Origin of the sequence: Actinomadura sp. 9N215, from assembly GCF_044326345.1 — a bacterium.
Classification (GTDB): domain Bacteria; phylum Actinomycetota; class Actinomycetes; order Streptosporangiales; family Streptosporangiaceae; genus Spirillospora.
Window position 1 is genome coordinate 169,782 of record NZ_JBIRBA010000012.1, and the last position, 18,466, is coordinate 188,247.

General features: G+C 73.0%; 17 protein-coding genes. 12 read left to right on the forward strand and 5 right to left on the reverse strand.

Features of this window, described 5'->3' with window-relative positions; genetic code table 11:
* Positions 1-91 precede the first annotated feature (91 nt).
* The 3 genes from ACH34T_RS21370 to ACH34T_RS21380 all read right to left on the reverse strand — a co-directional run bounded on the left by ACH34T_RS21370 (position 92) and on the right by ACH34T_RS21380 (position 2,828).
* Positions 92-763 carry an AIM24 family protein gene (locus ACH34T_RS21370; protein ID WP_395993946.1) on the reverse strand — a complete coding sequence of 224 codons (672 nt, stop codon included), beginning with the start codon at positions 761-763 and terminating at the stop codon, positions 92-94.
* A 62-nt stretch (positions 764-825) separates the two neighbouring features.
* Positions 826-1,734, reverse strand: coding sequence for a glutathione S-transferase family protein (locus ACH34T_RS21375; RefSeq protein ID WP_395993947.1), 909 nt, complete (start codon positions 1,732-1,734; stop codon positions 826-828).
* Between the two features lie 26 nt (positions 1,735-1,760).
* Positions 1,761-2,828: a dihydrodipicolinate reductase gene (locus ACH34T_RS21380; protein WP_395993948.1), complete on the reverse strand. Its 1,068-nt coding sequence runs from the start codon at positions 2,826-2,828 to the stop codon at positions 1,761-1,763.
* A 232-nt stretch (positions 2,829-3,060) separates the two neighbouring features.
* On the opposite strand from ACH34T_RS21380, the gene ACH34T_RS21385 reads away from it, so the two are divergent.
* Entirely contained in the window at positions 3,061-3,960 is a 900-nt protein-coding gene (locus ACH34T_RS21385; RefSeq protein WP_395993949.1) for an SDR family oxidoreductase, read from the forward strand.
* Between the two features lie 291 nt (positions 3,961-4,251).
* On the opposite strand, the gene ACH34T_RS21390 is transcribed toward ACH34T_RS21385, so the two are convergent.
* On the reverse strand, positions 4,252-5,115 hold the full coding sequence (locus ACH34T_RS21390; RefSeq protein ID WP_395993950.1) for a sirohydrochlorin chelatase: 864 nt from the start codon (positions 5,113-5,115) through the stop codon (positions 4,252-4,254).
* Between the two features lie 347 nt (positions 5,116-5,462).
* Between ACH34T_RS21390 and ACH34T_RS21395 the strand changes: the two genes are divergently transcribed.
* The 11 genes from ACH34T_RS21395 to ACH34T_RS21445 all read left to right on the forward strand — a co-directional run bounded on the left by ACH34T_RS21395 (position 5,463) and on the right by ACH34T_RS21445 (position 17,438).
* Entirely contained in the window at positions 5,463-5,870 is a 408-nt protein-coding gene (locus ACH34T_RS21395) for a roadblock/LC7 domain-containing protein (RefSeq protein ID WP_395993951.1), read from the forward strand.
* 82 nt (positions 5,871-5,952) lie between these two features.
* Positions 5,953-8,508 carry a nitrate- and nitrite sensing domain-containing protein gene (locus tag ACH34T_RS21400; protein ID WP_395994039.1) on the forward strand — a complete coding sequence of 852 codons (2,556 nt, stop codon included), beginning with the start codon at positions 5,953-5,955 and terminating at the stop codon, positions 8,506-8,508.
* Positions 8,505-8,951, forward strand: a complete 447-nt coding sequence (locus tag ACH34T_RS21405) for a roadblock/LC7 domain-containing protein (protein ID WP_395993952.1) — start codon at positions 8,505-8,507, stop codon at positions 8,949-8,951. Before ACH34T_RS21400 ends, ACH34T_RS21405 begins: the two co-directional genes overlap by 4 nt.
* Positions 8,952-8,954: 3 nt before the next feature.
* The gene (locus ACH34T_RS21410) at positions 8,955-9,344 is read left to right on the forward strand and encodes a DUF742 domain-containing protein (protein ID WP_395993953.1); all 390 of its coding nucleotides are present in this window, start codon (positions 8,955-8,957) and stop codon (positions 9,342-9,344) included.
* The gene (locus tag ACH34T_RS21415) at positions 9,325-9,933 is read left to right on the forward strand and encodes a GTP-binding protein (RefSeq protein WP_395993954.1); all 609 of its coding nucleotides are present in this window, start codon (positions 9,325-9,327) and stop codon (positions 9,931-9,933) included. The genes ACH34T_RS21410 and ACH34T_RS21415 overlap by 20 nt, the downstream gene beginning before the upstream one ends.
* 210 nt (positions 9,934-10,143) lie before the next feature.
* Positions 10,144-11,337, forward strand: a complete 1,194-nt coding sequence (locus ACH34T_RS21420; protein WP_395994040.1) for an ROK family protein — start codon at positions 10,144-10,146, stop codon at positions 11,335-11,337.
* Positions 11,338-11,408: 71 nt separating this feature from the next.
* Positions 11,409-12,959 carry a sugar ABC transporter ATP-binding protein gene (locus tag ACH34T_RS21425; protein ID WP_395993955.1) on the forward strand — a complete coding sequence of 517 codons (1,551 nt, stop codon included), beginning with the start codon at positions 11,409-11,411 and terminating at the stop codon, positions 12,957-12,959.
* Positions 12,956-14,017 carry an ABC transporter permease gene (locus ACH34T_RS21430; RefSeq protein WP_395993956.1) on the forward strand — a complete coding sequence of 354 codons (1,062 nt, stop codon included), beginning with the start codon at positions 12,956-12,958 and terminating at the stop codon, positions 14,015-14,017. The genes ACH34T_RS21425 and ACH34T_RS21430 overlap by 4 nt, the downstream gene beginning before the upstream one ends.
* Before the next feature lie 37 nt (positions 14,018-14,054).
* Positions 14,055-15,113 (forward strand): ABC transporter substrate-binding protein, encoded by a 1,059-nt coding sequence (locus tag ACH34T_RS21435; protein ID WP_395993957.1) that lies wholly within the window; start codon positions 14,055-14,057, stop codon positions 15,111-15,113.
* 146 nt (positions 15,114-15,259) lie between these two features.
* Positions 15,260-16,414: a Gfo/Idh/MocA family protein gene (locus ACH34T_RS21440; RefSeq protein WP_395993958.1), complete on the forward strand. Its 1,155-nt coding sequence runs from the start codon at positions 15,260-15,262 to the stop codon at positions 16,412-16,414.
* A 1-nt stretch (position 16,415) separates the two neighbouring features.
* Positions 16,416-17,438 carry a sugar phosphate isomerase/epimerase family protein gene (locus ACH34T_RS21445; RefSeq protein WP_395993959.1) on the forward strand — a complete coding sequence of 341 codons (1,023 nt, stop codon included), beginning with the start codon at positions 16,416-16,418 and terminating at the stop codon, positions 17,436-17,438.
* A 171-nt stretch (positions 17,439-17,609) separates the two neighbouring features.
* Here ACH34T_RS21445 and ACH34T_RS21450 read toward each other — a convergent pair whose 3' ends face one another.
* On the reverse strand, positions 17,610-18,464 hold the full coding sequence (locus ACH34T_RS21450; RefSeq protein WP_395993960.1) for an LLM class F420-dependent oxidoreductase: 855 nt from the start codon (positions 18,462-18,464) through the stop codon (positions 17,610-17,612).
* Between the last annotated feature and the right edge of the window lie 2 nt (positions 18,465-18,466).

The window sequence follows — 18,466 nt, forward strand, 5'->3', positions numbered from 1 at the left end:
CGCCCCGGCGCCAGCACCGTGATCATCGCACTGGTCGCCGCGTGGTCGGGGCCGGTGGCCGGCGTGGTGTCCACACCGGCGCACCCGTGCGTCAGTGGGTGTGGGGGGCGACGGTCGGGCCCTCGCTGGCCTGGATGAGGACGAAGCCCTGGCCCTGGTAGGCGAGCTGCATGGCCTCGCCGCTGCCGCGTCCGATCAGGGCGCCCGCCTTGAAGGTGCGGTTGACGCCGACCTGGAGGCTGGTGCTCCACGCGACGGCGGACTGGCCGTCGGCGAAGGTCGGCGCGCGGCCGCAGTCGAGCATGACCGGGGTGCCGTGCGTGGTGAGCGCGACGAAGCCGGTGCCGGTGAGGGTGGTGTTGAACAGGCCGCCCGCGGCGATCCCGGCGCCCTGGACGCGCTGGATGTCCGACTGCAGATGCGAGTCGTAGGCGAGGATGTTCTTGCCGTTGACGGTCATCCCCTCGTTCTCCAGGTAGAACAGGTGGATGTCGTCGGCGTCGTTCGCGCAGAAGAGCAGGCCCTGGCCCTTGACGCGCATGAGCGGCACGCCCTCGCCGGTGAGAGCCTTCTTCATGAACTTGCCGATGCCGCCGGAGCCCTCGTAGTCGAACTCCATCTGGCCCTGGAAGGCGACCATGGAGCCCTGCCGGGCCAGGACGTCGCCGTTCAGGTGGACTCGGAGCATCTTGGAGTTCTGGAGAGCGAAGTGGCCGGGGAGCTGCTGTCCCTGGTCCATGTTTCCGAAGAACTGGCTGCGCATGGTCGGGTCGTGCCTCTCGTGCGGATTTACTGGAGAACCGCCAGCATAACGAGGTGGTGGGGTCAACGTTCCCGGTTGTGGGGGGTCGTCCAGTCGACGAGGGGGCCCTTGGGCACGACGCCGGTCGGGTTGATGTTGCGGTGCGTCACGTAGTAATGGCGCTTGATCTGGTCGAAATCCGTGGTGCCGCCGAACGCGGGGACGGCGTACAGGTCGCGGGCGTAGCCCCACAGGTTCGGGTAGTCGACGAGCCGGCGCAGGTTGCACTTGAAGTGCCCGTGGTAGACGGCGTCGAAGCGGGCGAGCGTGGTGTAAAGGCGGACGTCGGCCTCGGTGATCTGCTCGCCGAGCAGGTAGCGGCGGTGGGAAAGGCGCTCTTCGAGGTCGTCGAGGGTGACGAAGAGGGCGTCGACGGCTTCTTCGTAGGCGTCCTGGGCGGTGGCGAGGCCGGCCCTGTAGACGCCGTTGTTGACGGTCCTGTAGACGGTGGCGTTCAGCTCGTCGATCTCGGGGCGGAGCGCCTCCGGGTACAGGTCGGGGGCGTCCGGCGCGTGGTGGGCTGTGAATTCCGTCTCCATCATCGTGGTGATGTTCGGGAAGTCGTTGGTGACCAGGCGCTTGGTCTGGGTGTCCCAGACGCAGGGGACGGTGTAGCGGCCCTCGAAGGACGGGTCGGTGTGCAGGTACAGCTCGGAGAGGAACTCCGCGCCGGTGACGGGGTCGCGGCCGGGGATCCGCCAGCCGCGCTCGTCCCGGATCGGGTCGACGACGGCGAGGCCGATCACGTCCTCCAGCCCGAGCAGTCGCCGGACGATCATGCTGCGCTGCGCCCACGGGCACGCGTACGACACGAACAGGCGGTAGCGGCCGGGTTCGGCCAGGAGGCCGCCGGAGCCGTCCGCCGTGATCCGTTCCGTGAACCGGTTCGCCTGCCGGACGAACCGTCCGCCTTCGACCTCCTGTGCGGTCATCGCCTGGCTCCCTTCCGTGTGCTCTTTCAGATGCGCATGCGGCCGCAGATCATCGGCAGGTCCAGGTAGGTGCGGATGCCGGGCGGGGCGGCGCAGACGACCGGGACGGAGTTGAGCACGTGGGCGGCCGCGCCCGCGATCGGGTCGGACACCCAGTTCTCGTCGGCCGTCAGCGTGAGCGCCGGGCGGCCGTCCACGCGGAGCGAGTACCCGGGGCCGCCCCACTCGTCGGGCATCGCGGCGGCGTCCGCCTTGTGGACGATCTCGACGGTGATCACGGGCCGTCCGGAGACGAGGCCGCTGAACGTCCAGCGGGCGGCGGCGACCGTGCCGCGCGGGATCGGCCCGGCGGCGGTGGCGAGGTCGGTGCGGGCGAGGCGGTGCTCGACGTCCATGTCGATCTCGTCCAGGTCGGCGCCGAGGCCGGCGGCGACCAGGTGCAGGCTCTCGGCGAACAGCGCCCGCATCGCGGTCCGGTTGGGGCGGAGCGCCCGCAGGTAGGCGTCCTCGTCCTTCCCGAAGCCGACCGTGTGGTGGACCATCTGCCAGGACGGGTGCCGGGCGAAGTCGGAGCACTCGCGGGCGTAGACGTGGGTGATCCCCCGGGACAGCCGCGACAGCACGAGCGGCATGACGTCCGCCATGAACCCGCTGCTGACGCCGCTGCCGTGCACGGAGGCGCCGCCGCGCTTGCACGCCTGCTCCAGCTCGGTCACGAACTGGGGGCCGTGCGCGTGCGGGTAGACGTAGCCGTTGGTGGAGATCAGGTTCTTCCCGGACGACAGCAGCGCGCAGATCAGGTCGAGCTCGGCGTACCGGTCGAGGGCCGGGGTCGGGGCGTAGACGACGCAGTCGGCGTCGAGGTCGAGGACGTCCTGCAGATCGCGGGTCGCGGTGACTCCGGCGGGGGCGCGGCCGGCGAGCGTCCCGGCGTCCACGCCCGCCTTGGCCGGGGTGTGCACCCAGGCGCCGGCGAGCTCCATGTCGGGCCGGTCGAGCACGCCCCTGATCAGGCAGCGGCCCAGCGTGCCCGTCGCCCACTGCACGACCCGGTACGGGCGGGGGTGCGGCGCGAACGCGTCGGCGGGGATCATCGGGACGGGGACCTCCGTTGCTCTGCGCGAGGAGACTACGCCCAGCAATGGGTGAAAAGTGGCATTCCTCGCAACTTTCCTCCCATATGCCATCGTACGCCGGAATGAAGTGACGTCCAGCGCGGCGGGCGGCCGGGGGCGCGGCCGAGCGGGATTCGGTTCAGTGGTACCACTGGGTAACCCCCGGATGATTACCTGGGACGGTCGGTGCCCCGCACGTGAGGAGACTGAGATGTCGGAACTGCGCTACGACGGCCGGGTCGCGGTCGTGACCGGGGCGGGCCACGGCCTCGGCCGGCGGCACGCGCTGGAACTCGCCGCGCGCGGCGCCAAGGTCGTCGTCAACGACCTCGGCGGCGACCGGTCCGGCGCCGGCGCGTCCGCCGGGCCCGCGCAGGAGGTCGCGGACGAGATCAAGAAGAACGGCGGCGAGGCCGTCGCGAACCCCGGGAACGTCGCGACCCCGGAGGGCGCGGGGTCGATCGTCCAGAGCGCGCTGGACGCGTTCGGCAAGATCGACATCCTGATCAACAACGCGGGCATCCTGCGCGACAGGTCGTTCAAGAACATGACCCCGGACGAGTGGGACGCGGTCATCGCCGTCCACCTGCGCGGCTCGTTCCTCGTCACCAGCGCCGCCTGGCCGCACCTGCGCGAGAACGGTCACGGGCGGATCGTCAACACCTCGTCCCCGGCGGGCCTGTTCGGCAACTTCGGCCAGGCCAACTACTCCACCGCCAAGATGGGCCTCGTCGGGTTCACCAAGACCCTCGCCCACGAGGGCGCCAAGTACGACATCAAGGCCAACGCGATCGCCCCGGTCGCGTGGACCCGGATGACCGAGGACCTCCTTCCCGCCGACTTCGCGGACAAGCTCGGCGTCGAGCAGGTCACGCCGCTCGTCGCCTACCTCGTCCACGAGTCCAACCAGGACTCGGGCGAGGTCTACACCGTCGGCGGCGGCCGCATCGCGAAGATCTTCGTCACAGAGGGCCCCGGCTACGGCCAGAACGAGACGCTGTCGGTGGAGGACGTCCGCGACAACTGGGCCGCCATCAGCGCCGACGCGCCGATGACCGTGCACGGCAACGCGATGGACCAGATGGGCCCCCTGATCCACCAGCTCGGCTAGAGATCGTTCTTACGATTGCATGGACCAACCCCAGCCTCTTACGTGGACCAAACCTCAGCCGGGGTCACGGCTCGTGCGGCCGGAGGCGCCCAGCGCCGGAGGCCGCACGACCCGCCGGACGGCGGGCCGTTTCACGAGACGCGCCAGCGGCTCGGGAAACGGTTCGCCGTCCGGTGACGGGGTTCCAGGGGTCGCCCCCTGGGCTAGAAGCGCTGTTTCGCGAGACGCGCCAGCGGCTCGGGAAACGGCTGCCCGGCCGTGACGGGGGTTCCAGGGGGTCGCCCCCCTGGGCTAATCAGCCAGGGCCATGGAGAGTGCCTCGACGTAGCGGAGGGCGGCCAGGCGGGCGACGGCCGGGTGGGCGCCGAGCGGGGCGGAGTAGGCGCAGCCGACGGTGGCGGCGGCGGACGGCACCCGGTCCGTGTCCGGCTCGGGGCCGACGACGTGCGGCGCCAGCGCGATGGACGTGGCGCCGGCTGCGCGGAGCTGCTCCGCGGCGGCCTTGACGGACGCCTCGTCGTTCAGCGAGGCGGTGAACACGGGCGCCGCGAGGCGGGAGGCGAGCAGCACGCCGGTGACCTCGGCCTGCCGGACGGCGGTGGCGTCGCCGGGCGTGGCGACGATGACGCCGGACGCGGCGGTCACCATCGTCATCAGCCTGATCCGGTCGGCGCGGGCGAGGCCGGCGTCGGCGAGCCGGTCGTGCAGGGCCTCGGCGATGAGCGGGTGCGGGCCGAGCGGCTCGGCGGCGACGGCGTGCGGCGGGCCGCCCGCCGTGGCCGCTCGCACGGCGTCGTCCAGGGCCGCGTCCAGGGCCGGGTCGGGGCCGGTGGACAGCGGCACCACCACGGCCGCGAGCTCGTCCGGGTCGTCCGGGTCGGGGCGCAGCCCGGCGAGGACGGTGCGCAGGTTCGCCTCCTCGCCCTCCAGGTAGCCGACGCGGGCGGGCTGGCCGGTGTGCTCCAGCTCGACGAGCCGCGCGAGCTCTGCGGCGGGCTCGGCGGCGGCCGGCCGGGCGGGGCCGGGGACGGCCAGGACCAGCGTGGGGGATCCGGGGGGAAGCAGGAACGATTCGTCGCCGCGGTGGCGGCCGCCGCGGGGGGCGCGGCGCCGTCGCGACGGCAGTGCCTCGGATGGCTGGCTTTCGGGACTCACGGCGGGCATCGTAACGCCCTCCGGCCAGGAGGTCGGCCTCCCGTCCCGGCCGCCGTCGTTGCCTGAGTGAATCGTGCTGCTCCTTCCCGTCCCGGCTGCGAGGCGCAGTATGGGTGAAGAAGCAGAGTATGGCGCAATGGCCCCGGACAACAGAGGGAAATGAAGTAAATTGTCCTGATTTGTCGCTATCTGCTTGCGCACCCGTACGCCCCGCGATCCATAGTTGCAGCTGGCGGTAATAGCGGCAATGCGCGCGAAAGGGGTCAAAGAGGTTGCGGCCCCGTCGCGGACGGCCTTTATGATCCATGGACCCCCCGTGCCGGACGTGGGGGCGAGGGAGCACGATGATGCACGACACCGTGACCGGTGAGCTGAACTGGCTGCTCAACGACTTCGCGCAGCGCGTGACGAACGTGCGGCAGGCGGTGATCCTCTCCCGCGACGGCCTCGCGGTCGCCGCGTCCGGGGAGCTCGGCCGCGAGGACGCCGAGCACCTGTCCGCGCTGGCGTCCGGCGTGCAGAGCCTCGCGCGCGGCGCCGGGCGGCACTTCGGGGGCGGGAACGTCCGCCAGAGCATCATCGAGATGGACGCGCTGCTGCTGTTCGTGTCCGCCGCCGGCGACGGGACGTGCCTCGCCGTCCTCGCCGACGCGGAGGCCGACGCCGGCCTGGTCGCCTACGAAATGGCGGTGCTGATCAAGCGGGCCGGCAGGCACATGCAAGCAAGCCCGAGGGCCGGGACGCCCCTGACGTAGTAGGCTCCCGCACACCCCCTTACTCCCACGCAACGGGAGGATTCCCCCGCATGTCCCGCCGCCCCAGAACGCCGAAACCGTGATGGTTCCCCGTTTCTCCTCCATCCGGGCCAGGACCAGTCTGCTGGTCCTCGTACCGCTGCTGGCGCTGGCCTCGCTCTGGGCATTCCTCACCGGCATCACCTACGGCGACGCGAACGAACTCCTGCAGAGCCGCAAGTTCCAGCAGAAGACCGTGCTGCCCATGCAGCGGCTCATCGACGGACTGCAGAAGGAGCGGCGCCTGTCGATGGCCGAGCTCGGCGGCGCCCGGGTCGCCGCCCCCGGCGCGATGCGGGAGCAGCGGCGGGCCACCGACAAGGCGGCCGCGGACGTCCGCGCCGGCAGCCGCGACGGGGGGCTGCGCGGCGCGATCCAGCCCGAGATCGTCCGGCGGCTCGACGCGCTCGTCCAGCGACTGGGCACGCTGCAGAACGTCCGCCGCGGCGTGGACCAGCGGATCGCCGACCGCGGCGAGGTGCTCCGCGAGTACGGCGACCTCATCGACACCGGCTTCGCCATCTACAACGCGACCACGCCGGGGGACGGGTCCATCACCGCGCACGCCCGCACCCTCACCTCGCTCGGCCGCGCCCGCGAGTTCATGGCCCGCGAGGACGCGCTGCTGACCGGGGCGCTCGCCACCGGGCACGTCACCGCCGCCGAGCGCGGACTGTTCGCGCAGCTCGTCGGCGCGCAGCGGATGCTGTACGACGACACCGCCGCGAACCTGCCGGACGCCGACCGCGTCCGCTACGAGCAGCTCGTCGCGTCCCCGCAGTTCAGCCGGCTCCGCGAGCTGGAGGACCAGGTCATCCGCGGCGCCGAGCCGCTCGCGCGGGCCGAGTCCAGGAGGACGCGGACGCCCGCCGGGGCCGGGCAGGCCGCCGGGCGCGCCGCCGCCCGCGTGCCGGTCATCGAGCCGTCCGCGTGGCGGGACGCCGCCGACGCCGCCAACGGCCGCCTGTACGACCTGGAGAACAAGGTCCTCGACGACGTCACCAGGCACGCCAGGGAGATCGCGGTCAGCGCGTTCTGGCGGCTCGGCCTCGCCGGCGGCCTCGGGCTGCTCGCGATCGCGGCGTCGGCGTTCATCGCCGCCCGCGTCTCGCGGCGGCTGCTGCGCGAGTGCCGGACGCTCGCCGCCGGCGTCGTCGACTTCACCCGCGAGCGGCTGCCGAAGCTCGCCGAGCAGGTCCGCGCCGGACGGCCCGCCGAGCCGGAGCCCGCGCCCGACGTCGACTACCGCATCGACGAGATCCGGCAGATCGCCGAGTCGTTCGACCGGGCCCGCGACGCCGTCCTCGCGGCCGCCGAGGGCGAGGTCGCGGCCCGCCGCGGCATCAGCGAGGTGTTCGTCAACCTCGCCCGCCGCAACCAGGCGCTGCTGCACCGCCAGCTCGGGCTGCTCGACACGATGGAGCGGCGCACCGAGGACCCGTCCGAGCTGTCGGACCTGTTCCGCCTCGACCACCTCGCCACCCGCATGCGGCGGCACGCCGAGGGCCTGGTCATCCTGGCCGGGAAGACGGCCGGGCGCGGGTGGCGCCGTCCCGTCCCGCTGGTGGACGTGGTCCGCGGCGCGGTCGCCGAGGTCGAGGACTACCCGCGCGTCCGGGTGCAGCCGCTGCCGCGGATCGCGCTGCTCGGCTCCGCGGTCGCCGACGTCATCCACCTGCTCGCCGAGGTGGTGGAGAACGCCACCACGTTCTCGCCGCCGCAGTCGCCGGTGCGGGTCGGCGGCCAGCCCGTCGCCAACGGGTTCGCGATCGAGGTCGAGGACCGCGGCCTCGGCATGACCGAGGAGGCGCTGCGCGCCGCCAACGAGCGGCTCGAACGGCCGCCTGAGTTCGACCCGTCCGACAGCGCCCAGCTCGGGCTGTTCGTCGTGGCGCGGCTGGCGGAGCGGCACGGCATCACGGTCACGCTGCGCCCGTCCCCGTACGGGGGGACGACGGCGGTCGCGCTGATCCCCGGCTCTCTCGTCGTGGAGAACGCCGATCAGGAGCCGGCGGCGCGGCGGCTCACCGGGCCGATGCCCGCGTTGCCGAACCAGGAGGCCGTGCTGCCGAACCAGGAGGCCGTGCTGCCGGCGTCCAGCGGCGCCGTCCGGCTGGTCGCCGAGACCGAGACCCAGACCGAAGTTCAGGCTGAGGTCCAAGCCGAGGTGCGGGTGGAGGCTGAGGCTGAGCCTGCCGCGTCCGAGGCCGAGCCGGGGCCTCCGCCGAAGAAGGGCGAGCTGCCCAAGCGGCGGCGGCAGCAGCATCTGGCGCCGCAGCTCAAACGGCGGATCGACGAGCGGCTGGCCGCCCAGGGCCAGCCTCCGCCCGCGAAGCCGAAGCCGAAGCCGGAACCGGAGCCGGAGCCGGAGCCCGCGGGGACGGTCCCGCTGTCCGCGCCCGTCCCGGCGGACGACGGCGCGCCCGCGGACGCGCAACCGGACCAGGCCCCGGACGACGGCGCCGAACGCTCACCCGAGACGATGCGATCGATGATGTCCGCCATGCAGCGCGGCTGGCAGCGCGGCAGGCAGGACGCGGCCGGCGCCGACGCCGACGCCGCGCGGAGACCAGGCGACCAGGAGGACGACACCCCATGACAGAGGCCCAGCACCCCGGCGCGGACGTCCAGGGCGGACCCGGTCGCGAGCTGGACTGGCTGCTGGACAGCCTCGTCCAGCGGGTCGCGCCGGTGCAGAACGCGGTGGTGCTGTCGAGCGACGGGCTGCGGATGGCGGCGTCCAGCGGGCTGGCCCGCGAGGAGTCCGACCACCTGGCAGCGGTGGCCGCCAGCTTCCAGAGCCTCGCGCGCGGGGCGGGGGAGTCGTTCGGCGGCGGGCCGGTCCGGCAGACGATCGTGGAGATGGAGTCGTCGTTCCTGTTCGTCACCGCCGCCGGGCAGGGCGCGTGCCTCGCCGTCCTCGCCGCGGCGGACGCCGACCTCGGGATCATCGCCTACGAGATGGCGATGCTCGTCGCCCGCGTCGGGCAGCACCTGTCGGCGGACCCGCGGGCCGCCGCGGCCGAGCCGGGCGGCGGATGACCGATGGGGGACGCCGCCTGGTACGACGACGAGGACGCGGCGGGGCCGGTCGTCCGGCCCTACGCGCTCACGGGAGGCCGCACGCACTACGGGGGCGACGAGTTCGATCTCGTCGCCCTGATCGCCGCCGTGCCGGCGCCGGAACCCGCGGCGGACGCCCCTCCGCCGCCTCCCGCGTCCCCCGAGCATGACATGATCTTGGAGCTTTGCCGCACACCGCTGTCGGTCGCCGAGATAGCGTCGGATCTGGAACTCCCCCTCGGGGTCGTCCGTGTCCTGCTCGGCGATCTGCTCGACCGCTCGCTGATTCAGGTCCGGCGACCCGCGCCGGTGGCGCAGTTCCCCAGCGAGCGCGTACTCAAGGAAGTGATCGATGGAATCCGTGCGCTCTGACGCGGACGCCGCACCGGGCGATTCCGCGCTGACGGTGAAGATCCTCGTGGCAGGTGGTTTCGGTGTCGGCAAGACCACCCTGGTCAGCGCGGTCAGTGAGATCCGTCCGCTGCGCACCGAGGAGGCGCTGACCGAGAAGAGCATCGGGATCGACGACACCTCGGCCGTCATGAACAAGACGACGACGACCGTGGCGATGGACTTCGGCCGCATCACCCTGCCGAACGGCCTCGTGCTGTTCGTGTTCGGGACGCCGGGGCAGGACCGGTTCTGGTTCATGTGGGACGAACTGGCCAAGGGAGCGCTGGGCGCGGTCGTCCTCGTGGACACCCGGCGCCTCGCCGACTGCTTCGCGTCCGTGGACTACTTCGAGCGGCGCGGCGTGCCGTTCATCATCGGCGTGAACCGGTTCGACGGGGCGGGGCGGCACTCGGCCGAGCAGGTCCGCGACGCCCTCGACCTGTCGCCCGACATCCCGGTGATCTCCTGCGACGTGCGCGACCGGGAGGACGCCAAGCAGGTGCTGATCACGCTCGTCGAGCACATCATGCGCACGATGAGCGGCCGCCAGGCGACGATCAGCTACTAGCGGCCGGCGGCCCGACCGGCCGCACCACCGAGAGCAGTACCGACGGCCCCCGCGGTGACCGCCGCGGGGGCCGTCGTTCGCCGATCTTTGTCCTCTGAGTGGAAAAAGTTCAGATGATCTAGAGGAAAGGTCTTCTCAGCGCGGCGAAAGCCGGTTACCTTCTCGCCAGGCCCCCGCAACCCTGGGGCCCGGCCAGGAGAGGACGGCGTGATGCGCATGTCGGCTCGTCCGCAGAACGTGCATCAGGCACGCCTGCTGCGGCTGCTGCGCGACGAAGGCCCGCGCTCGCGCGCCGAGCTGGGCGACGTCGTCAGGCTGTCGCGGTCGAAGCTGGCCGTGGAGCTGGACCGGCTGGTCGAGCTCGGGCTGGTGGAGGGCGCGGGGCTGGCCGCGTCCCGGGGCGGGCGGCGGTCCGGGATCGTCCGGCTGTCGCCGCGGCTGCGGTTCGTCGCCTTCGACATCGGCGCCACCTCGATCGACGTCGTCGTGACCGACGGGGCGCTGGACGTGCTCGGCCACGTCAGCGAGCAGTGCGACGTGCGGCAGGGCGCGACCGTCGTCCTCGAGCGGGCCCTCGACCTGCTCGGCAAGCTGCGCGACGAGGGCCTCATCCCGCGGGTGCACGGCACCGGCATCGGCGTCCCGGGGCCGGTCAGCTTCCGGGACGGCATGCCGGTCGTCCCGCCGATCATGCCCGGCTGGGACCGGTTCCCGGTGCGGGACGCGATCGGCCAGGAGCTCGGCTGCCCGGTGCTGGTCGACAACGACGTGAACCTGATGGCGCTCGGCGAGCTGCACGCCGGCCTCGCCCGCTCGGTCGACGACTTCCTGCTCGTCAAGATCGGCACCGGGATCGGCTGCGGCATCGTCGTGGACGGCGCCATCTACCGCGGCGTGTCCGGCAGCGCGGGGGACATCGGCCACATCCGGGTCGACGACGAGGGACCGATCTGCGCGTGCGGCAACGCCGGCTGCCTGGAGGCGTTCTTCGGCGGCGCGGCGCTCGCGCGGGACGCCGCCGCGGCGGCACGCTCGGGGGCGTCGCCGCGGCTCGCGGCCCTCCTGGAGACCCACGGGGACCTGGCCGCCGAGCACGTCGGCGAGGCGGCCGCCGCCGGCGACCCGGTCGCGGTGCGGCTCATCCGGGAGGGCGGACGGCATGTCGGGCAGGTCCTCGCCGGGCTCGTCAGCTTCTTCAACCCGGGCCTCGTCATCATCGCGGGCGGCGTCGCCGGGCTCGGCCACGCGCTGCTCGCCGAGATCCGCAGCGTCGTCTACCGCCGGTCCGCGCCGCTCGCGACCGGCAACCTGCCGATCGTGCTGTCCGAGCTCGCCGGGACCGCCGGCGTGGTCGGCGGTGCCCGGCTCATCAGCGACCACGTCTTCTCCGCCGCCCCCGCCTGACCCACTCCCTCCGCCCGACCGACTCCGCCCGTCCCTTTCGACTTCGTTCCTCCCGCCCCCGAGGAGGCCCGATGGGCTCGTCCGAACCCGAACCGCTGCTGGTGATGCGCGGGATCGTCAAGCGGTTCCCCGGCGTCCGCGCGCTGGACGGCGTCGACCTCGACGTCCGCCCAGGCGAGGTGCACTGCCTGCTCGGGCAGAACGGCGCCGGGAAGTCGACGCTGATCAAGGTGCTCGCGGGCGCGCACCAGCCGGACGCGGGCGAGATCGTCCTCGCGGGCGCGCCGGTCCGGCTCGCCGGGCCGACCGCCGCGATGCGGGCCGGGATCGCGACCATCTACCAGGAGCTGGACCTGGTGGACGGCCTGTCCGTCGCGGAGAACATCTTCCTCGGCCACGAGAGGGCGACGTTCGGGTTCACCCGGCGCGGCGACGCCGAGCGGGCGGCGCGGGAGCTGCTCGGCCGGCTCGGGCACGCCGAGATCCCGCCGCGCCGCGAGGTCGGGCGGCTGCCGGCGGCGGGCAAGCAGGTCGTCAGCATGGCCCGCGCGCTGTCGCACGACGCGCGCGTCATCGTGATGGACGAGCCGTCCGCCGCGCTCGCCCACGACGAGGTGGACAACCTGTTCCGCATCATCCGGGAGCTGACCGGCGCCGGGGTCGCGGTCGTCTACATCTCGCACCGGCTGGAGGAGATCCGGCAGGTCGGCGACCGGGTGACCGTCCTCAAGGACGGCAGGGCCGTCGCGGTCGGGCTGCCGGCGCGGACCACGTCCACCGGCGAGATCGTGTCGCTGATGACGGGACGGGACGTCGAGTACGTCTTCCCGGAGCGCGCGGAACGCCCAGACGAATTGCGCGATGACCGGCCCGAGATCCTCCGCGTCGAGGGCCTCACGCTGCCCGGATCGTTCGAGGACGTGTCGCTCACCGTCCGCGCGGGCGAGATCGTCGGGCTCGCGGGGCTCGTCGGGTCCGGGCGCTCGGAGATCCTGGAGACCGTCTACGGGGTGCGGCGTCCGGCGCGGGGGCGGGTGATCGTCGACGGCCGTCCGGTGCGTCCCGGCGACACGGGCGCGGCGGTGCGGCGCGGCATGGGCATGGCGCCTGAGGAGCGCAAGAGCCAGGCGCTGCTGCCGAACGAGACCGTCGCGGCGAACGTCAGCGTCGCCGGGCTGTCGCGGTACGCGTCGTTCGGCTGGCTGAACCGCCGCCGCGAGCTCACCGACGTCCGCCGCCAGATCGAGGCGCTGGACATCCGCCCGCCCGACCCGGGGCGTCCCGTCGTGACGCTGTCGGGCGGCAACCAGCAGAAGGTCGTCCTCGCCCGCTGGCTGCTCGGCGCCACCGGCAAGGGCGCGACGGCTCTGCGGCTGCTGATCCTGGACGAGCCGACCCGCGGCGTCGACGTCGGCGCCCGCGCCGAGCTGTACGCGCTGATCCGCGCGCTGGCCGGGCGCGGCATCGGGGTGCTGCTGGTGTCCAGCGAGGTCCCCGAGGTGCTCGGGCTCGCCGACCGGGTCCTCGTCGTCCGGGAGGGCCGGGTCGTGCACACCGGCGCCGCCCGCGACCTCGACGAGCGCGCCGTCCTCAACATGATCATGGAAGGGAGCGCGCTGTGACCAAGACGCGTCATTCTGGGGGGACGACCCCCCAGGCCCCCCGGAAAGACGCGGGACTGGACCGGCCCGGTGGGGCCCTCGTCTCCCTGACGAAGAAGGCCGGGAACGGCCCCGCGGCCGGCGTCGGCGAGATCCGGCATCTGGGGCTGGTCGCGGCGCTGGCGCTGCTGTGCGCCGTCGGCCTGATCACCGAGCCGGAGAACTTCGCGACGTCCGGGAACGCGGTCGGCATCCTCGTGCTCGCCGCCACCATCGGCGTGATCACCGTCGGCCAGACCTTCGTGATCATCGGCGGCGGGATCGACCTGTCGGTCGGGTCGGTGATGGCGCTGGCGTCGGTGTGGGCGACGACGGTCGCGACGCAGTCGTACGGCCCGGCGGTCATGGCGATGTGCGCGATCCTCGTCGGCACCGGGTCGGGCGTCGTCACCGGGCTGCTGATCTCCTACGGGCGGATGGTGCCGTTCATCGCGACCCTCGCGATGCTCGTCGCCGCGCGGGGCCTGGCGCAGCGGATGTCGGACCGCAGGACGCAGCTGATCCGTCCGGAGAACGACGCGATCGAGGCGCTGTCCACGACGAAGGTGCTCGGGCTGCCGCTGGTCGTGTACATCTTCGCGGCCGTCGCCGCCGCCGGGTGGGTGCTGCTCAACCGCACCACGTTCGGCCGCCGGACGTTCGCGGTCGGCGGGAACCGGGAGGCGGCCCGGCTCGCGGGCATCGACGTCCGGCGGCACACGCTGCTGCTGTACGCGCTGTCCGGGTTCTGCTGCGGGATCGCCGCGATCATCATCATGGCGCAGACCACCACCGGCTCCAGCACCCACGGCGACCTGTACGAGCTGGACGCGATCGCCGCCGTCATCATCGGCGGGACGCTGCTCACCGGCGGGCGCGGCACCGTCGCCGGGTCGATCCTCGGCGTGCTGATGTTCACGCTCATCACGAACCTGTTCATCCTCAACGGCCTGCAGACCAGCGACCAGCTCATCGCGAAGGGCGCGATCATCGCGATCGCCGTGCTGCTGCAGCGCCGCGGGCTCCGCTCGCCCGGCTGACCACCCCGTCCCCACCCCCCTCGACCAGGAGCACGTCATGAGCGACCAGACATCTCGTCCGTCCCGGAGAGGGGTGCTGTTCGGCGGCGCGGTCGTCGCGGCCGGCACCCTCGCCGCGGCCTGCACCAGCAACAGCGAGGACGACCCGGCGCCGGCCGCGCAGGCGGGCGCGGCCGGCGGCGACAACGACAAGCCCGGTAAGCCGGTCACGCTCGGGTTCTCCGCGCCCGCCGCCGACCACGGCTGGATCGCGGCGATCGCCAAGAACGCGGAGGCGCAGGCCAAGAAGTACCCGGACGTGACGTTCAAGCCGGTCGAGCCGACCAACGACATCAACCAGCAGATCTCCGCCGTCGAGTCGCTGATCCGCGCGAAGGTCGGCGCGCTGGTGATCCTGCCGAACGACGGCGAGCAGCTGAACCAGGTCGCCCGCAAGGCGATGGACGCCGGCATCCCGGTCGTCAACCTCGACCGCGTCTTCCCCGACAAGCTGTCGTACCGGTCGTGGATCGGCGGCGACAACTACGGCATGGGCGTCTCCGCCGGGCACTACGTCGGGAAGAAGCTGAAGGACAAGGGCGTCACCGACCCGGTGATCGTGGAGGTCCAGGGCATCGCGACGCTGCCGCTGACGCAGGACCGCAGCAAGGGCTTCGCGGACGCGCTGAAGTCGTACGGCTTCGCCGTCACCGCGAAGCAGGACGCGAAGTTCACCGTCGAGTCCGGCAACCAGGTCGCGTCCAACCTGCTGCGCGCGCACAAGAAGATCGACGCGCTGTGGAACCACGACGACGACCAGGGCGTCGGCGTGCTCGCCGCGATCAAGCAGTCGGGGCGCAAGGAGTTCTTCATGGTCGGCGGCGCGGGCTCGGCCAACGCGATGCGGGAGATCAGGTCGGGCGGGGTGCTGGAGGCGACCGTCACCTACCCGCCGACGATGGCCGCGTCCGCGATCAGGCTGGGCCGGTTGATCGCGCAGGGCAAGGGCATGGCGGACCTGGTCGAGCTGCAGGTGCCGCAGTCGCTCACGCTGGCGTCCGAGACCGTCACCAAGTCCAACGTCGACCGCTACATGCCGCTCGGCTTCGAGTCCTGAGGCGCGGCCGTGTCCCGGGACGCGGTCGAGACCGGGGGCACGGGGGCGTCGGCGCGCCCGTCCGGCGGGGGGCGGGCGCGCCGACCCGTCGCACCGCTGGGGGCTGGGGGCTTCCCCAGCGGACGAAACAGATCAGGGGAGCAGATATGACGACGGTCGGGACCGGGATGGTCGGGGTCGGGATGGTCGGGCACGCGTTCATGGGGCGCGCGCACTCGCAGGCGTGGCGCAGCGTCGGGCCGTTCTTCGGGCCGCCGCTGACGCCCGTCATGACCGCCCTGGCCGGACGCTCCGCCGCGCGCGCGGGCGCGGCCGCCGCGTCGCTCGGCTGGGCGTCGGTGGAGACCGACTGGAAGGAACTGCTCCGCCGCGACGATGTCCAGCTCGTCGACATCTGCACGCCCGGTGACACCCACGCCGAGATCGCCGTCGCCGCGCTCGACGCGGGCAAGCACGTGCTGTGCGAGAAGCCCCTCGGGAACACGGTCGCTGAGGCGGAGGCGATGGCCGCGGCGGCGGAGCGGGCGCGGGCGCGCGGCGTCCGGTCGATGATCGGGTTCAACTACCGGCGCGTCCCGGCGGTCGCGCTCGCCCGCAGGCTGGTGGACGAGGGCCGCATCGGGACCGTCCGGCACGTCCGCGCGCAGTACCTCCAGGACTGGCTGGCCGACCCGCGGGCCCCGCACAGCTGGCGGTTGGATCGTGACAGGGCCGGGTCGGGCGCGCTCGGCGACATCGCCTCCCACATCGTCGACATCGCGCAGTTCATCACCGGGCAGTCGCTCGTCGGGGTGTCGGCGCTGCTGGACACGTTCGTCCCTGAACGCCCGTTGCCCGGCGGCGGCACCGCCCGGGTCACGGTGGACGACGCCGCCCTGTTCATCGGCCGCACCGACGGCGGCGCGCTCGCCACGTTCGAGGCCACCCGGTTCGCCACCGGACGCAAGAACGCGCTGCGCATCGAGGTCAGCGGCTCGTCCGGCGCGCTGGCGTTCGACCTGGAGTCGCTGAACGAGCTGTGGTTCCACGACGCGGACGACGACCCGGCGACGTCCGGTTTCCGGCGGATCGTCGTGACCGAGGCCGTCCATCCGTACGCCGGGCGGTGGTGGCCTCCCGGCCACCTGCTGGGGTACGAGCACACGTTCACGCACCAGATCGCCGACCTGCTCACCGCCATCGCGGACGGCGCCGACCCGAGCCCGTCGTTCGCCGAAGGGCTCCAGGTGCAGCGCGTCCTCGCCGCGGTCGCGGACAGCGCCGCCGCGCGGCGCTGGGTCGACATCGAAGGGAGCGACTGAGATGGCACGACCGATCACCCTGTTCACCGGCCAGTGGGCGGACCTGGCGTTCGAGGAGGTCTGCCGGCTCGCGTCCGGCTGGGGCTACGACGGCCTGGAGATCGCCTGCTGGGGCGACCACTTCGAGGTCGACCGGGCCCTCGCCGACGACGCCTACGTCCCGCGCAAGCTGGAGACGCTCGCCAAGCACGACCTGAAGGTGTGGGCGATCTCCAACCATCTCGTCGGGCAGGCCGTCTGCGACATCCCGGACGAACGCCACCAGGCGATCCTGCCGCCGCGCATCTGGGGCGACGGCGAGCCCGAGGGCGTCCGGCGCCGCGCGGCCGCCGAGATGAAGGACACCGCCCGCGCCGCCGCCGCGCTCGGCGTCGGCACCGTCGTCGGGTTCACCGGCTCCTCGATCTGGCACACGGTCGCGATGTTCCCGCCCGTGCCCGACGCGATGGTCGAGCGCGGCTACGCCGACTTCGCCGACCGCTGGAACCCGATCCTGGACGTGTTCGACGAGGCCGGCGTCCGGTTCGCGCACGAGGTCCACCCGAGCGAGATCGCCTACGACTACTGGACGACCGTCCGGACCCTGGACGCGATCGGGCGCCGTCCCGCGTTCGGGCTCAACTTCGACCCGTCCCACTTCGTCTGGCAGGACCTCGACCCGGTCGGCTTCCTGCTCGACTTCCGCGACCGGATCTACCACGTCGACTGCAAGGACACGAAGATCCGCACGGGCGACGGCCGCCGCGGGCGCCTGTCGTCGCACCTGCCGTGGGCCGATCTGCGGCGCGGCTGGGACTTCATCTCCACCGGACGCGGCGACGTCCCGTGGGAGGACGTGTTCCGCGCCCTCAACTCCATCGGCTACGCCGGGCCCGTCTCGATCGAATGGGAGGACGCCGGAATGGACCGCCTGCAAGGCGCCCCCGAGGCCCTGGAGTTCGTCCGCGCGCTCAACGCGACGCGGTCCCCGGCGGCCGCGTTCGACGCCGCGTTCTCCTCCGATCCGCCTGAGCCTTCCCCATGACCTGCGGCGCGTCGCCCCTGTGAGGCCACGCACGGGGGCGGCGCGCCGCGTCCCGTCACTCGGCGGGCCGCGCGCCGCGTCCCGTCATTCGGCGGGCCGCGCGCCGCGTCCCGTCACTCGGCGGGCCGCGCGCCGCGTTCTGTCATTCGGCGGGCCGGGCGCCGGGTTCTGTCATTCGGCGGGCTGGGCGCCCAGTTTGCGCGGTGCGTGCTCGGCCACGAACCGCTCCACGTCGGACGCCGGGACGCCCATCGGCGGGACGACGATCAGCCGATCCACGCCCAGCTCGCCGTAGGCCCGGACGAACTCGGCGTCCGGCAGGCGGGGCGGGCTCACCGAGATGTGCAGCGGACGCGTCCGTCCGGCCTCGTCGGCGGCGGCGCGGAGCCGTCCGATCTGGTCGGCGGCGGCGCGGCGGCCGAGCATCCAGCCGTACCAGCCGTCCGCGTGCCGCGCGGCCCGCCGGAGCGCCGCCGGGCTGTGCCCGCCCGTCACCACGGGGATCGGGCGCTGCACCGGACGCGGGTAGGCGTCCACGTCCTCGAAGCTCACGTGCCGCCCGTGGAAGGCGGGCTTGTCGTCGTACCAGAGCGACCGCATCGCGGCCAGATACTCGTCGGTGCGGGCCCCGCGCCCTTCCGGCGGGACGCCGACCGCGCGCAGCTCAGGCTCCAGATATCCGGCGGCCGTGCCGAAGATCAGCCGTCCCTCGCTGAGGACGTCCAGGCTGGCGAGCTGCTTGGCGAGCACCAGCGGGTTGCGCTGCGGCAGGACGACGACGCCGGTGCCGAGCGCGATCCGCTCGGTGCGGGCGGCGAGGTGCGCGAGGGCGATCAGCGGGTCGAGGAACGGGGCGTCCGGCTCCTCGGGCGACGGGTCGACGCGCGGGCTGGGCAGGACGACATGGTCGCCGACCCAGACCGAGTCGTACCCGAGGTCCTCGGCGAGCCGGACGATGCGGCCCGCCGTGCGCGGCTCCGCGCAGGCGTGCAGGTTGACGGCGAAGAGTCCGAGCGTCGGTGCCATGG

Excerpts from the sequence above, each read along its gene's own strand:
- ACH34T_RS21370 (WP_395993946.1), bottom strand. The coding sequence starts at position 763 with ATGCGCAGCCAGTTCTTCGGAAACATGGACCAGGGACAGCAGCTCCCC.
- ACH34T_RS21375 (WP_395993947.1), bottom strand. The coding sequence starts at position 1,734 with ATGACCGCACAGGAGGTCGAAGGCGGACGGTTCGTCCGGCAGGCGAAC.
- ACH34T_RS21380 (WP_395993948.1), bottom strand. The coding sequence starts at position 2,828 with ATGATCCCCGCCGACGCGTTCGCGCCGCACCCCCGCCCGTACCGGGTC.
- ACH34T_RS21385 (WP_395993949.1), top strand. The coding sequence starts at position 3,061 with ATGTCGGAACTGCGCTACGACGGCCGGGTCGCGGTCGTGACCGGGGCG.
- ACH34T_RS21395 (WP_395993951.1), top strand. The coding sequence starts at position 5,463 with ATGCACGACACCGTGACCGGTGAGCTGAACTGGCTGCTCAACGACTTC.
- ACH34T_RS21400 (WP_395994039.1), top strand. The coding sequence starts at position 5,953 with ATGGTTCCCCGTTTCTCCTCCATCCGGGCCAGGACCAGTCTGCTGGTC.
- ACH34T_RS21405 (WP_395993952.1), top strand. The coding sequence starts at position 8,505 with ATGACAGAGGCCCAGCACCCCGGCGCGGACGTCCAGGGCGGACCCGGT.
- ACH34T_RS21410 (WP_395993953.1), top strand. The coding sequence starts at position 8,955 with ATGGGGGACGCCGCCTGGTACGACGACGAGGACGCGGCGGGGCCGGTC.
- ACH34T_RS21415 (WP_395993954.1), top strand. The coding sequence starts at position 9,325 with ATGGAATCCGTGCGCTCTGACGCGGACGCCGCACCGGGCGATTCCGCG.
- ACH34T_RS21420 (WP_395994040.1), top strand. The coding sequence starts at position 10,144 with ATGCGCATGTCGGCTCGTCCGCAGAACGTGCATCAGGCACGCCTGCTG.
- ACH34T_RS21425 (WP_395993955.1), top strand. The coding sequence starts at position 11,409 with ATGGGCTCGTCCGAACCCGAACCGCTGCTGGTGATGCGCGGGATCGTC.
- ACH34T_RS21435 (WP_395993957.1), top strand. The coding sequence starts at position 14,055 with ATGAGCGACCAGACATCTCGTCCGTCCCGGAGAGGGGTGCTGTTCGGC.
- ACH34T_RS21440 (WP_395993958.1), top strand. The coding sequence starts at position 15,260 with ATGACGACGGTCGGGACCGGGATGGTCGGGGTCGGGATGGTCGGGCAC.
- ACH34T_RS21445 (WP_395993959.1), top strand. The coding sequence starts at position 16,416 with ATGGCACGACCGATCACCCTGTTCACCGGCCAGTGGGCGGACCTGGCG.
- ACH34T_RS21450 (WP_395993960.1), bottom strand. The coding sequence starts at position 18,464 with ATGGCACCGACGCTCGGACTCTTCGCCGTCAACCTGCACGCCTGCGCG.